12 protein-coding genes are annotated in these 14,041 nt (G+C 70.3%); 1 reads left to right on the top strand and 11 read right to left on the bottom strand.

The window, feature by feature from the left end; translation table 11 throughout:
* Positions 1 to 92: 92 nt before the first annotated feature.
* The 7 genes from topA to bldG all read right to left on the bottom strand — a co-directional run bounded on the left by topA (position 93) and on the right by bldG (position 9,740).
* Complete coding sequence (topA, locus tag DEJ47_RS20605; RefSeq protein ID WP_150170424.1) at positions 93 to 2,915, bottom strand: type I DNA topoisomerase; 2,823 nt, start codon at positions 2,913 to 2,915, stop codon at positions 93 to 95.
* 374 nt (positions 2,916 to 3,289) lie between these two features.
* Positions 3,290 to 3,487 carry a hypothetical protein gene (locus tag DEJ47_RS20600; RefSeq protein WP_150170421.1) on the bottom strand — a complete coding sequence of 66 codons (198 nt, stop codon included), beginning with the start codon at positions 3,485 to 3,487 and terminating at the stop codon, positions 3,290 to 3,292.
* A 153-nt stretch (positions 3,488 to 3,640) separates the two neighbouring features.
* Complete coding sequence (locus tag DEJ47_RS20595) at positions 3,641 to 5,155, bottom strand: methyltransferase (protein ID WP_150170419.1); 1,515 nt, start codon at positions 5,153 to 5,155, stop codon at positions 3,641 to 3,643.
* 124 nt (positions 5,156 to 5,279) lie between these two features.
* The gene (locus DEJ47_RS20590) at positions 5,280 to 5,867 is read right to left on the bottom strand and encodes a small secreted protein (protein ID WP_150170417.1); all 588 of its coding nucleotides are present in this window, start codon (positions 5,865 to 5,867) and stop codon (positions 5,280 to 5,282) included.
* Positions 5,868 to 6,106: 239 nt separating this feature from the next.
* The gene (locus tag DEJ47_RS20585) at positions 6,107 to 8,509 is read right to left on the bottom strand and encodes a sodium-translocating pyrophosphatase (protein ID WP_150170415.1); all 2,403 of its coding nucleotides are present in this window, start codon (positions 8,507 to 8,509) and stop codon (positions 6,107 to 6,109) included.
* Positions 8,510 to 8,840: 331 nt separating this feature from the next.
* On the bottom strand, positions 8,841 to 9,281 hold the full coding sequence (locus DEJ47_RS20580) for an ATP-binding protein (protein WP_150170413.1): 441 nt from the start codon (positions 9,279 to 9,281) through the stop codon (positions 8,841 to 8,843).
* A 117-nt stretch (positions 9,282 to 9,398) separates the two neighbouring features.
* Positions 9,399 to 9,740: an anti-sigma factor antagonist BldG gene (gene bldG / locus DEJ47_RS20575; protein ID WP_003975386.1), complete on the bottom strand. Its 342-nt coding sequence runs from the start codon at positions 9,738 to 9,740 to the stop codon at positions 9,399 to 9,401.
* An 80-nt stretch (positions 9,741 to 9,820) separates the two neighbouring features.
* Here bldG and DEJ47_RS20570 point away from each other — a divergent pair, with 80 nt between their 5' ends.
* Positions 9,821 to 12,283: a DEAD/DEAH box helicase gene (locus DEJ47_RS20570; protein WP_150170410.1), complete on the top strand. Its 2,463-nt coding sequence runs from the start codon at positions 9,821 to 9,823 to the stop codon at positions 12,281 to 12,283.
* A gap of 74 nt (positions 12,284 to 12,357) precedes the next feature.
* Here the strand turns inward: DEJ47_RS20570 and DEJ47_RS20565 are convergent, their stop codons facing one another.
* From DEJ47_RS20565 to DEJ47_RS20550, 4 genes are read right to left on the bottom strand one after another with little or no spacing between them, the layout of a single operon-like run.
* A complete protein-coding gene (locus tag DEJ47_RS20565) occupies positions 12,358 to 12,741 on the bottom strand; it encodes an Rv3654c family TadE-like protein (RefSeq protein WP_150170408.1) in 384 nt (127 codons plus the stop codon).
* The gene (locus DEJ47_RS20560) at positions 12,738 to 13,160 is read right to left on the bottom strand and encodes a TadE family type IV pilus minor pilin (RefSeq protein WP_150170406.1); all 423 of its coding nucleotides are present in this window, start codon (positions 13,158 to 13,160) and stop codon (positions 12,738 to 12,740) included. Before DEJ47_RS20560 ends, DEJ47_RS20565 begins: the two co-directional genes overlap by 4 nt.
* Positions 13,147 to 13,398, bottom strand: a complete 252-nt coding sequence (locus DEJ47_RS20555; RefSeq protein WP_398336668.1) for a DUF4244 domain-containing protein — start codon at positions 13,396 to 13,398, stop codon at positions 13,147 to 13,149. Before DEJ47_RS20555 ends, DEJ47_RS20560 begins: the two co-directional genes overlap by 14 nt.
* 60 nt (positions 13,399 to 13,458) lie before the next feature.
* Complete coding sequence (locus DEJ47_RS20550; protein WP_398336475.1) at positions 13,459 to 14,010, bottom strand: type II secretion system F family protein; 552 nt, start codon at positions 14,008 to 14,010, stop codon at positions 13,459 to 13,461.
* Positions 14,011 to 14,041 lie beyond the last annotated feature (31 nt).

Genomic DNA, 14,041 nt, shown 5'->3' with positions numbered 1-14,041 from the left:
CCGTCCAGCCTATCTGGACGGACCGACTCCCCGCGGAGCCACCCGAACAAACGACCGTCAGGTCCGGGTGGCGCCCGCTTCGGGAGACGCTGTCACTCCTCCGAAACAGCGGCCTTCGAAGCGGCCGTCTTCTTGGCGGCAGTCTTCTTGGTGGCCGTTTTCTTCGCGGCGGTGGTCTTCTTGGCCGCCGTCTTCTTGGCGGCGGTCTTCTTCGCGGGCGCCTTCTTGGCCGCCTTCTTCGCGGTCTTCTTGGCGGGGCCCTTGGCCCGCTTCTCCGCGAGGAGCTCGTAGCCCCGCTCGGGGGTGATGTCCTCGACGGAGTCGGCCGCCCGCAGCGTCGCGTTCGTCTCGCCGTCCGTGACGTACGCCCCGAAGCGGCCGTCCTTGACGACGACAGGCTTCCCGCTGACCGGGTCCTCGCCGAGCTCCTTCAGCGGCGGCTTCGCGGCGGCGCGGCCACGCTGCTTCGGCTTGGAGTAGATCTCCAGGGCCTCTTCCAGCGTGATGGTGAAGAGCTGCTCCTCGGTGTCGATGGAGCGCGAGTCGGTGCCCTTCTTCAGGTACGGCCCGTACCGCCCGTTCTGCGCGGTGATCTCGACGCCTTCGGCGTCGGTGCCCACCACGCGCGGGAGGGACATCAGCTTGAGGGCGTCCTCCAGAGTGACCGTGTCGAGGGACATGGTCTTGAAGAGGGAGGCCGTACGCGGCTTGACCGCGTTCTTGCCGGTCTTCGGGGTGCCCTCGGGGAGCACCTCGGTGACGTACGGCCCGTAGCGCCCGTCCTTGGCGATGATCTGGCGGCCGGTCTCGGGGTCGGCGCCGAGCTCGAAGTCGCCGCTCGGCTTGGCGAGCAGCTCCTCCGCGTACTCGACGGTCAGCTCGTCGGGCGCCAGGTCGTCGGGGACGTCGGCGCGCTGGTGGTTCTCGGAGTCGCGCTCGCCGCGCTCGATGTAGGGGCCGTAGCGCCCGACGCGCAGCACGATGTCGTTGCCGACGGGGAAGGACGACACCTCGCGGGCGTCGATCGCGCCGAGGTCGGTGACGAGCTCCTTGAGGCCCCCGAGGTGGTCGCCGTCGCCGTTGCCCGCGTCGGCGGCGCCGCCGGAGCCCTCGCCCTCACCGAAGTAGAAGCGCCGCAGCCACGGCACGGCCTGCGCCTCGCCCCGCGCGATGCGGTCGAGGTCGTCCTCCATCTTGGCGGTGAAGTCGTAGTCGACGAGGCGCCCGAAGTGCTTCTCGAGCAGGTTGACCACGGCGAACGACAGGAAGGAGGGCACGAGGGCCGTCCCCTTCTTGAAGACGTATCCGCGGTCGAGGATCGTGCCGAGGATCGACGCGTACGTCGACGGGCGGCCGATCTCGCGCTCTTCGAGCTCCTTGACGAGGCTGGCCTCGGTGTAGCGGGCCGGGGGCTTGGTCGCGTGACCGTCGACGGAGATCTCGTCGGCGGAGAGCGCGTCGCCCTCGTTGACCTGCGGCAGCCTGCGCTCGCGGTCGTCCAGCTCGGCGTTCGGGTCGTCGGCGCCTTCGACGTACGCCTTGAGGAAGCCGTGGAAGGTGATGGTCTTGCCGGACGCGCTGAACTCGGCGTCGCGGCCGTCGGAGGCGCGGCCACCGATCTTGACCGTGACGGAGTTGCCCGTCGCGTCCTTCATCTGGGAGGCGACGGTCCGCTTCCAGATGAGCTCGTAGAGCCGGAACTGGTCACCGGTCAGGCCGGTCTCGGCGGGCGTGCGGAAACGATCACCCGAAGGTCGGATCGCCTCGTGCGCCTCCTGCGCGTTCTTGACCTTCCCGGCGTACGTGCGCGGCTTGTCCGGCAGGTAGTCGCTGCCGTAGAGCTGCGTGACCTGCGAGCGCGCGGCGGCGACCGCCGTGTCCGACAGGGTCGTGGAGTCCGTACGCATGTACGTGATGAAGCCGTTCTCGTACAGCTTCTGGGCCACCTGCATGGTGGCCTTCGCGCCGAAGCCCAGCTTGCGCGAGGCCTCCTGCTGCATCGTCGTCGTACGGAACGGGGCGTACGGCGAGCGGCGGTACGGCTTGGACTCGACCGACCGCACGGAGAAGGCGGTGTCCTGGAGGGCGGCGGCCAGCGCGCGGGCGTTGGCCTCGTCCAGGTGGAGGGTGCCCGCGCTGTTGGCCTTCAGCTGTCCGACGGAGTTGAAGTCGCGGCCCTGCGCGATGCGCTTGCCGTCGACCGTGGTGAGGCGGGCGACGAGCTGCGACGGGTCGGAGGCGTCACCGGCGCGGCCGGTGCCGAAGGTGCCGGTCAGGTCCCAGTACTCGGCGGAGCGGAAGGCGATGCGCTCGCGTTCGCGCTCGACGACGAGGCGGGTGGCCACGGACTGCACACGGCCGGCCGACAGGCGCGGCATGACCTTCTTCCAGAGGACCGGCGAGACCTCGTAGCCGTAGAGGCGGTCGAGGATGCGGCGGGTCTCCTGGGCGTCGACCATGCGCTTGTTGAGCTCGCGCGGGTTGGCGACGGCGCTGCGGATCGCGTCCTTGGTGATCTCGTGGAACACCATGCGGTGGACGGGGACCTTGGGCTTCAGGACCTCGAGGAGGTGCCACGCGATGGCTTCGCCCTCGCGGTCCTCATCGGTGGCGAGGAAGAGTTCGTCGGACTCCTTCAGGAGGTCCTTGAGCTTCTTGACCTGCGCCTTTTTGTCGGCGTTGACGACATAGATGGGCTGGAAGTCGTGTTCGACGTCCACGCCGAGGCGGCGCACCTCGCCGGTGTACTTCTCGGGCACCTCCGCGGCGCCGTTGGGGAGGTCGCGGATGTGCCCGACGCTGGCCTCGACTACGTAGCCGGGGCCGAGGTAGCTCTTGATCGTCTTCGCCTTGGCAGGCGACTCGACGATGACGAGTCGGCGGCCGCCCTGTGCGGTCTCGCTGGTCGGGGACAACTTCGCTCTTCTCTCCGGTCGGCGCTCGGTGGCAGTGCGCGGCAGCAGTGCTCGGTCGCACTGCCGCTTCGCACCCCTCACTCGCATTGCGCGACGGCAATGCTCGTGGCAGTGCGGTGACAGTGCCCGCATGGCTTGCGTTGCGCTGTCGCTGCGGAGTGTGACGGTACATCCCGCCCCCGTGTCAAACGGGAAAAGCCCGCAACGGCCACTCGAACGGTAACCCGACTACCGCCATTCCTGCCGCCCGGAGTGGCGACCCGCTGTTTCAGCACCTCGCACGGCCGGAGCCCGTACGAGGCCTGTGTGATCACTGGGAGGCGTGCGCCGCCGGGGGCGCGTCGCGGCCGTTCTCCAGCCGCTTTGCCTCCGCTTCACAGCCGCGTGAAGCACCACACTCCGAGGAGCAGGGCGACCGCTCCCGCGAGCGTCGCGAACGTCACCGATGCGACGGGGTTCACACCCTGGGCGACGGGGGCGCGGTGCGCGGCACGCACACCCGTCCACATCAGCAGTCCTGCGCCGAACAGTGCGAACACCGTTCCGGCGAAGATCGCTGGCCCGCTCTCCATGGTCCTGCCTCCCCGTGCCGAGTTCCCCTGCGGGGAGGCTGACACGCACGGGAAGCGGGAGAACGAAATCGGGGTGAACGGCGGGCGGGGATGTTGGCCTGATCGAACCCCGACCGGCCCCCGCCAGCCTCCGTCGGCCCCTGCCCTCGGCGCCTACTCCGACGCGGGCAGCAGGAAGCCCTGCTCCACGAGGAGCCTGATCTGCGCGGGCGTACGGTCCCGCAGCAACACCGGGTCCTCGCCGACCAGTTGCGCGATGGCGTCCAGGATGCGCCCGGCACTCAGCGAGCCGTCGCAGACGCCCGCGAACCCGGCGCCCACGGTGTCGACCTTGGTGGCCCTGCGCATCCCGCGGTTCTGGCGCAGCACGACGTGCTCGGGGTCCTCGGCGCCCGGCAGTCCGACCTGCTCCTGCACGACCTCGTCGGCGAGCTTGAAATGCGCGGCGAGCAGCGCGGCGTCGTCGTGCGCGCGCAGGTACTCCTGCCGTTCGAAGAACTCCCGCACCGTGTCGCCGAGCGGCTGCTCGACGGGGTGCGGCCACTCCTCGACGGTGACGGACGGCTCGGCGGCGACCGTCTTCCTGAGCGTGATCCAGCCGAATCCGACGGCACGCGTGCCCCGCGCCTCGAACTCGTCCAGCCACGCGTCGTACCGCGCGGCGTACTCCGCGGAGTCCGTGCGGTGGTCCCCCGCGTCGCGCAGCCACAGTTCCGCGTACTGCGTGATGTCCTGCACCTCGCGCTGCACGATCCAGGCGTCGCAGTCGCGCGGCACCCAGGACCGCAGCCGGTCCTGCCACTCCTCGCCCTCCACGTGCTGCCAGTTGGCCAGGAAGTGCGCGTACCCCCCTTCGTTCAACCGCTCCCCCGCCTCCTGAACGAGCGACCGGCACAGATCGTCCCCGCCCATGCCGCCGTCCCGGTACGTGAGCCGGGCACCCGGCGAGATCACGAAGGGCGGGTTGGAGACGATCAGGTCGTACGTCTCGTCGCCCACCGGTTCGAAGAGCGAGCCCTCCCGCAGGTCCGCCTCCGGGGCCCCGGACAGCGCCAGGGTGAGCCGGGTGAACCGCAGGGCACGGGGGTTGAGGTCGGTGGCGGTCACGCGCGTGGCGTGCTGCGCGGCGTGCAGGGCCTGGATGCCGGAGCCCGTGCCGAGGTCGAGGGCGCTCGCGACGGGCAGGCGCACCGTGATGCCGGCCAGCGTGGTGGACGCGCCGCCCACGCCGAGGACGACGCCCTCCTCGTGCTTGCCGATGCCGCCGGCGCCGCCGACCGCGCACCCCAGGTCGGACACGATGAACCAGTCCTCGCCGCCCGGTCCGCCGTACGGCCGCACGTCCACCGTCGCCCACAGCTCGCCGTCCCGCTCGGCCAGCCAGTGGCTCTCCAGGAGTACGTCGACGGGGAGAACGTCGGCCACGCGCGCGTGGGGCACCGATTCCTGCAGCAGGAAGAGGCGTACGAGCGCCGAGAGGGCCCCGTCCCCGCGGGTGGCCCGCAGCGCGGGCACGGTCTCGCTGCGCGCCAGTGCGGCGTAGGCGGGGGCCCCGAGCAGCTCGAGCAGCCCGTCGGCGGTGAAGTCGGCGGCGAGCAGGGCGTCGCGCAGGGCGGCGGCGACGTCGGCGCGGTCGGACGAGGGCAGGGGAAGGGTGGCGTTACTCACCCCTCCATTGTGGCCCGCCCGGCGCGCCGATGCCCTCGGCGCCGCGTGGGCGCCGAGGGCATCACGAACGTCGGGGAGCGTACGGAACGTAGGGCCGGAAGAGCGGCGCCTACGGCCGGAAGGGTCAGCTCTTGCCGGAAGGCGTGGCGGACGCGCTCTTGCAGCTGTCCTGCTTGCCCATCGCCTTGCCGACCTCGCCCTCCTGCAGTTTCTCCAGGGCCTCGTTGCCGCTCTTGCTGAGCTTGTCCAGCTCGCCCGCGACGTCCTTGAGGCCGTCGGCGAAGTCGGCCTGGTTCTTGGTGTCCAAGCCGTCGACCTGCTTCTTCAGGTCGCCGTACGACTTGGAGATGGCGTTGAGTTCCTTGACGGCGTCGTCCGTCTTCTTCTTGCCGTCGTCGACCGGGGGCGCGCCCGCGTTCTTCACGGAGTCGCCCATCGACTTGTAGGCGTCGGACATGTCCTTGAACGCCTTGGAGTCGGTCTTCTGGACGTCACCCGGCGAGCTGTTGTCGGAGGTCTCCTTCTGGATCGCGGCGTTGGCGTCCGCGATCTTCTTCGACTGCGGCTGCACCGAGTCGCAGACCTTCTTGGCCCAGTCGTCCAGCTTCTTGTTGCCGTCGTCGCTGCTGCACCCTGACAAAGCGAGTACCAGTACCGCACCGCCGGACAGTGCGGCTGCAAGCTTCTTGTTCACCGGATTGGTCCCTTCCATGGCTCTCGGCCCCGGAACTTACACGCCAACTGGGCGACATCCGCATGCCGGGGGCTCCGTACCTCCCCTATTGCAGCCATTTGCACCAAGCGGTGTACGGGAACGGGGCGCGAGAGAAGGCTCACGGATCTCTCTGCGGACACACGTCGGGCGGACAGCGCATCAAAAAGCGCCGTCCGCCCGCGTGTTGGGCAGAGCCCGACTCGGAGTCACCGAGCCGGGTCACGGAACCCCGGTCGCTACGAGACGACCGCCGGGTCGGCCGGTTTGGCCACCCGCTCGGAGTTGCCCTCGTCCCCGACGGCGATGCCGCGCCGCTTGGAGAGGTAGACCGCGCCGATGATGACCGCGATGGAGAGCGCCGCGATCAGCACCCGCATCGCGACGCTGGCGTCGTCCCCGTAGCTGAACTTGATGACCGCGGGCGCGATGAGCAGCGCCACCAGGTTCATCACCTTCAGCAGGGGGTTGATCGCGGGACCCGCGGTGTCCTTGAACGGGTCGCCCACCGTGTCGCCGATGACGGTCGCGGCATGCGCCTCGCTGCCCTTGCCGCCGTGGTGCCCGTCCTCGACGAGCTTCTTGGCGTTGTCCCAGGCACCGCCGGAGTTGGCGAGGAAGACCGCCATGAGCGTGCCCGTGCCGATGGCGCCCGCGAGGAACGAGCCGAGTGCGCCGACGCCGAGCGAGAAGCCGACCGCGATCGGCGTGAGCACGGCGAGCAGCCCCGGCGTGGCCAGCTCGCGCAGCGCGTCCTTGGTGCAGATGTCGACGACGCGCCCGTACTCGGGCTGCTCGGTGTAGTCCATGATCCCGGGCTTCTCACGGAACTGCCGCCGCACCTCGTAGACCACGGCGCCCGCCGACCGCGACACCGCGTTGATCGCGAGCCCCGAGAAGAGGAAGACGACCGCGGCGCCGAGGATCAGGCCCACCAGGTTGTTGGGCTGTGAGATGTCCATCACGAGGTTCATCGGGGCGCCGTCGCCGAGTTTCTCGCCGACGTCCTTGGCCGCTTCCGCGATGGCGTCGCGGTACGACCCGAAGAGCGCCGAGGCCGCGAGGACCGCGGTCGCGATGGCGATGCCCTTGGTGATGGCCTTGGTGGTGTTGCCGACGGCGTCCAGGTCGGTGAGGACCTGCGCGCCCGCGCCCTCGACGTCACCGGACATCTCGGCGATGCCCTGCGCGTTGTCGGAGACGGGACCGAACGTGTCCATGGCGACGATCACGCCGACCGTGGTCAGCAGTCCCGTACCGGCGAGTGCGACCGCGAAGAGGGCGAGCATGATCGACGTGCCGCCGAGCAGGAACGCCCCGTACACGCCGAGCCCGATCAGCAGCGCGGTGTAGACGGCCGATTCCAGACCGATGGAGATACCGGCGAGGACGACGGTGGCCGGGCCGGTGAGCGAGGTCTTCCCGATGTCCTTGACGGGGCGCCGGGTGGTCTCGGTGAAGTAGCCGGTGAGCTGCTGGATCAGCGCGGCCATCACGATGCCGATGGCGACGGCGACGAGCGCGAGGACCCGCGGATCCCCGTCGTGGCCCTTGATCGCGGCGTCCGTGACACCGTCCAGGTCCGCGTACGTGGACGGCAGGTAGACGAAGACCGCCACGGCCACGAGGACGAGCGAGATGACCGCGGAGATGAAGAAGCCGCGGTTGATGGCGCTCATCCCGCTGCGGTCGGAGCGCCGGGGCGCCACGGCGAAGATGCCGATCATCGCCGTCACGACGCCGATGGCCGGGACGAGCAGGGGGAAGGCGAGACCGGAGTCGCCGAACGCGACCTTGCCGAGGATCAGCGCGGCGACGAGCGTCACGGCGTACGACTCGAAGAGGTCGGCGGCCATACCGGCGCAGTCGCCGACGTTGTCGCCCACGTTGTCGGCGATGGTCGCGGCATTGCGCGGATCGTCCTCCGGAATGCCCTGCTCGACCTTGCCGACCAGGTCGGCGCCGACGTCGGCGGCCTTGGTGAAGATGCCGCCGCCGACACGCATGAACATCGCGATCAGTGCGGCACCGAGGCCGAAACCTTCGAGCACCTTCGGCGCGTCGGCCGCGTAGACGAGCACCACACAGGAGGCGCCCAGAAGACCGAGCCCCACCGTGAACATGCCGACGACGCCGCCCGTGCGGAAAGCGATCTTCATGGCCTTGTGCGAGACAGCGGTGAGATCCTTTTCGGGTTCACCTTCTGCCGGAGTGGCCTCTCGGGCGGCGGCTGCCACGCGCACATTGCTGCGTACGGCGAGCCACATACCGATATAGCCGGTGGTCGCCGAGAACGCCGCTCCGACCAAGAAGAAGATCGATCGTCCGGCGCGCTGATTCCAGTCGTCCGCGGGCAGCAGCATGAGCAGGAAGAACACCACGACGGCGAATACGCCGAGAGTGCGCAACTGGCGGCCCAGATAGGCATTCGCGCCTTCCTGGACCGCTGCCGCGATCTTCTTCATGCTGTCGGTGCCCTCGCCCGCCGCGAGCACTTGTCGTACGAGCACACCCGCGACGACGAGCGCCGCCAGCGCGACGGCTGCGATCACCATCACGATGAGACGGTTGTCATCTGTCAGGACTGCGGCTGCGAAGGTTGTGGGATGGTCAAACTGATGAGGGGTAGAAAGCCCCGCCATTCGTCCTCCTTGACGCTTGGGCTGAGCTCAAGATGTGGACGGATTGTAGGGAGCGGAACCTGATCAAAACAGAGCGCCACAAACGGAATTGACCTGAGATTGCTTCTCAGCAAATGATCGTGCGTCTGGATTGACCCCGAAAGCGGTAATGCCTCAAAACCGTTGACAGTTGACCGGCGAAAGATCGGTTAAAGATCGTCGATCTAGGGCCGTAAATGATCGGAAAAACAAAAGGCCCAGTTCACCGTGGTGGTGACAGGGCCTTGGAGGCAGAACGGGGGTGGGACGGAGCGTATCGGGCCGGGCGGGGTCCGCGTTGAGGCGGGGCGGGTCAGGGCACGAGCGGTGCCGGCGTCGTCGGCCAGCTCATGCGGATGAGGCCTCCCGCCTCACCTGCCGTGACCTCCACGTCGTCCACGAGGCCGCTGATGACCGCGAGGCCCATCTCGTCCTCGCCCTCGGCATCCGCCTCTTCGCCGTCGTCGAGACGCCCGCCGGGCACCCGGTCACCGGGCGCCGCACGGGGAGCCTCGTCGCCGACCTCGATGGAGAACTGCTTCTCGTCCTCGATCAGCGCGACCCGCACCGGCGCCGTCACTCCGCTGCTCTGATGCAGCCCGACGGCGCGCGTGCAGGCCTCGCCGACGGCGAGCCTGACCTCGTCGAGAACGGCTTCGTCCACCCCGGCCCTGCGCGCCACCGCGGCCGCCACCAGACGGGCGGTCCTGACGTGCTCGGGCAGGGCGCTGAAGCGGAGCTCAACGGTGGCCATGCATCCCCCTCGACATACGCACGTGCTGTCAGGGGGCCGGGCCGCAGGCCCGGTCCCCTGCTGTACTGCCGTCCCGGGCCCTGGGGCCCGGGAGGTCCGGCGCTCGGCCGAAGCCACTCAGTCGGTGGCCGCGACCGCTTCCTCGACCGAGGTGTGGATGGGGAACACCTTGGTCAGACCGGTGATACGGAAAATCTTGAGAATGCGCTCCTGGTTGCAGACCAGGCGCAGCGAGCCCTCATGGGCACGCACACGCTTCAGGCCGCCGACCAGCACGCCGAGCCCGGTGGAGTCGAGGAAGTCCACGCCCTCCATGTCGACGACCAGATGAAAACTGCCGTCGTTCACCAGCTCGACCAACTGCTCGCGCAGCTTGGGCGCGGTATATACATCGATTTCGCCACCGACCTCGACGACCGTACGATCGCCGACGGTACGGGTCGACAGGGACAGGTCCACGGATCCTCCAGCACCTTGCTATCGAGCGGTCATCCCTCGGGACACCTCGGCAGAGCCCCCAGGTCGGATCGCCAGCCGCGATGGCATTCAATCACTTACCGGCAGGCGTGCACGACGCCTTCGGACCATTGTCCATCCCGCCAGTGACACACTCGATGCCGATGGCCAAAATTTCTCCTTCCGGAGGACCCCCTGCGGGCGCCCCGGCACGCACGTCCCCGCGGACCGTTCTCGACCGGCTCACCGCGGGGCCGAGCCGTGCATCGCGCGTCACTCATACGGAGCACCTGCCCCCACGTGAGGCTCGGTATGCAGTCTGGCCCGACCGCATCCGGTCCGAGGTCATATCCGCCGTCCAGGCGTGCGGTATCGAGCACCCCTGGGCGCATCAGGCGCTCGCCGCGGAGCACGCCCTGGATGGCGAATCCGTGGTCGTAGCCACCGGCACCGCCTCCGGCAAGTCCCTGGCCTACCTCACCCCCGTCCTCTCCGCCCTCCTGGACGGTTCCGAGGCCCCGAACGGACGCGGCACCACCGCTCTCTACCTCGCCCCCACGAAGGCCCTCGCCGCCGACCAGCGCCGCGCCGTCCGCGCGCTGGCCGCCCCTCTCGGCAACGCGGTGCGCCCCGCCGTCTACGACGGCGACACCCCCTTCGAAGAACGCGAATGGGTCCGGCAGTACGCCAATTACGTCCTGACCAACCCCGACATGCTGCACCGCGGGATACTCCCCTCCCACCCGCGCTGGTCCTCCTTCCTGCGCTCCCTGCGCTACGTCGTCATCGACGAGTGCCACACCTACCGCGGCGTCTTCGGCTCCCACGTCGCCCAGGTCCTGCGCCGCCTGCGCCGTCTCTGCGCCCGTTACGGCTCCGAGCCCGTCTTCCTCCTCGCCTCCGCCACCTGCGCCGACCCCTCGGCGTCCGCGGAACGCCTCACCGGCCTGCCCGTGAAGGAGGTCGCCGACGACGCCTCACCCCGCGGCGACCTCGTCTTCGCCCTGTGGGAACCCCCTCTCACCGAGCTCCACGGCGAGAAGGGCGCCCCCGTCCGCCGCACCGCCACCGCCGAGACCGCCGACCTCCTCACCGACCTCACCGTCCAGGGAGTCCGCTCGGTCGCCTTCGTACGCTCCCGGCGCGGCGCCGAACTGATCTCCGTGATCGCCCAGGAACGCCTCGCCGAAGTCGACCGCTCCCTGCCCCGGCGTGTCGCGGCCTACCGCGGCGGCTACCTCCCCGAGGAGCGCCGCGCCCTGGAGCGCGCCCTGCACTCCGGGGAACTCCTCGGCCTCGCCGCCACCACCGCCCTCGAACTCGGCGTCGACGTGTCCGGCCTCGACGCGGTCGTCATCGCCGGGTATCCGGGCACGCGGGCCTCGCTCTGGCAGCAGGCCGGGCGGGCGGGGCGCTCGGCACAGGGCGCGCTGGCCGTCCTCGTCGCCCGGGACGACCCGCTGGACACGTATCTCGTCCACCATCCCGAAGCGCTGTTCCAGCAGCCCGTCGAGTGCACGGTCCTCGACCCCGACAACCCGTACGTCCTCGCGCCCCACCTCTGCGCCGCCGCCTCCGAGCTGCCCCTGACCGAGGAGGACTTCGCCCTCTTCGGCCCCACCACCGAAGAGCTCCTCCCGCAGCTGGAGGCCGCGAAGCTCCTCCGGCGCCGGACGAAGGCCTGGCACTGGACCCGCCGGGAGCGGGCCGCCGACCTCACCGACATCCGCGGCGAGGGGGGAAAGCCCGTCCAGATCGTCGAGGAGGGCACGGGACGCCTCCTCGGCACGGTCGACGCGTCCGCCGCGCACACGACCGTGCATGAGGGCGCGGTCCACCTCCACCAGGGGCGTACGTATCTCGTCCGCCACCTCGACCTGGACGACTCCGTCGCCCTCGTCGAGGAGGCCGCGCCGCCCTACTCCACGACCGCCCGCGACACGACCGCGATCTCCATCCTGGAAACGGACACGGAGATCCCCTGGGGCGCGGGGCGCCTCTGCTACGGCTCCGTCGAAGTCACCAACCAAGTGGTCTCCTTCCTGCGTCGCCGCGTCATCACGGGTGAAGTACTCGGCGAGACCAAACTGGACCTCCCTCCTCGTACGCTGCGGACGCGCGCGGTGTGGTGGACGGTGACCGAGGACCAGCTCGACGCCGCGCGCATCACCCCCGAGATCCTCGGCGGCGCGCTCCACGCCGCCGAGCACGCGTCCATCGGCATGCTTCCGCTCTTCGCCACGTGTGACCGATGGGACATCGGTGGCGTCTCCGTCCCACTGCACCCGGACACGCTCCTTCCCACGGTCTTCGTGTACGACGGCCACCCCGGCGGGGCGGGCTTCGCCGAGCGCGCCTTCCACACGGCCCGCGAGTGGCTCACGGCCACGCGCCAGGCCATCGCCTCCTGCGAATGTGAGGCGGGCTGCCCGTCGTGCATCCAGTCCCCCAAGTGCGGCAACGGCAACGATCCGCTGCACAAGCGGGGGGCGGTGCGCTTGCTTTCGGTGCTGTTGCGCGACGCGGGCGTCGGCGAGGGCGTGTAACTGCGCGTGGGGGGGCCGGGAACCCCTTGGGTTGGTCTGTGGGTCGGGGTAAACGGTCGGACGGATTGGCGCTCCTACCCGGTAGGGCGCCGTAGCAGCGGCATAGGTGTCGCCGGGCCCGCTCGGGCCCGCACCGTCGCGGTGAAGGGCCCCGCCGAGGAGGAGACCGAGACCTCCGCGGTCTGGCCCCGCACCCCGCACCGGACAACCCGCGCCGCCTGCGCCGCAGCCACCCGCCCCGCTCCCGCACACGCCTCCTCGGAACCCGCCGCCCACCGGTCCGCCGCAGCGAGCGCCGCCAGATCCGCCGCGCCGCCCGCCCGGTGCCGGACGACGACGGCCTGTGTCATCGCGAGCACCGCACCGCAGATCACGCCGAGCACGGCCGTCACGACGACCACCCACACCGTGGCGGCCCCACGATCGCGACCCGCACCGCGCCACGTAGCAACTCTCATACGGTCACCCCCACGCTCTCCTCGGCCAACGCCACCGCTTCGGACCGCAGACGCAAGCCCAGGCCCAGCACTTCCGGGCCCGGCGCGTCCGCCACCACCTCGACCCGCACGAGGCCGGCGTCGCGCCGCACGGACACGTTCGCCCCGCGCGGCGCCGCCTGCCGAGCCGCGGAAACGGCCACGTCGTCGGGATCCTGCCGGGCCGCCGCACGCGCTCCCGCCCTGGCCGCGTCCACGCACTGGATCTGCGCGGAGGCCGCCAGCAGTGTCCAGATCAACGCCATCGTGAAGAGCACCAGCGTCGGCAGCACCACGGCCGCCTCCGCCGTCACGAACCCCCGGTCCGAGAAGCGCGTGTGACGCGTCCGGAGTCGGGCGCGGCACCGCCCGCGTCGAAGGCCCGTCTCAGAACGGCACATCGAGCGCCCTCTCCACCAGCCCCTGCAGCGCCGCCTTGACCCGACCGCTCGTCACCACCTTGTAGAGCAGACCGGCGAAACCCACCGCCGCGATCAAGCCCATGGCGTACTCGGATGTCACCATCCCCGCATCCGAGCCCAATGGCGTCAGCGACCGCCGGGCCCTCCGCCTCGGAGCGCCCAGCCTTCGCAGCATGCGCCCCCGCTTCGCGCTCTTCGTCATACCGACCCCCGTCATCGCAACCTCCGTCATGTTCTGCTCGGTCCCACTTCGTGTTCGTTCGGCTCAGTCAGCCGCTCAGCCCGCCTGCAACAACCCCTCTGCCAGCCCGATCACCACCGGCAGCACCCCGACCGCCACGAACGCCGGCAGGAAGCACAGACCGACCGGGGCCGTCATCAGGACCGCCGCCTTGCGTGCCTCGGCCGTCGCCGCTCTGGCGCGGTTCGCCCTGGCGTCCGCGGCGAGGCGGGCCACCGGGTCCGCCGTCGGCGCGCCGGAGTCGCCCGCGCGCTCCAGGAGGCGGGCCAGCGGCGCGGCGCCCGGTATCGCGGCCAAATGGCGCCATGCGTCCGATGGTTCGCCACCCAGCCGTACCTCGGCCGCGCCCCGGGAAAGCCGGACACCGACCGGCCCCTGCAAGGACTCCCCCACCGCGTGCGCCGCAGCCAGCGGGCTCGCGCCGGACGCGATGCACGCCGCCAGGAGGTCGGCCACCAAAGGCAGTTGGCGGGCGGCCTCCTGCGCCTCGTCACGCCCCGCCGGAGACGACGCACGTCGCTGCCGTACATGGCGCCAGGCCAGGTATCCGACGACCGGCGCCGCCAACGCCCCCAGGACGCCACCCACGAGCACAAACGCCGCACTCGCCGCCCCGGAC

The organism is Streptomyces venezuelae, from assembly GCF_008642355.1.
GTDB lineage: Bacteria > Actinomycetota > Actinomycetes > Streptomycetales > Streptomycetaceae > Streptomyces > Streptomyces venezuelae_B.
This window is presented reverse-complemented; position numbering and strand designations above follow the sequence as displayed.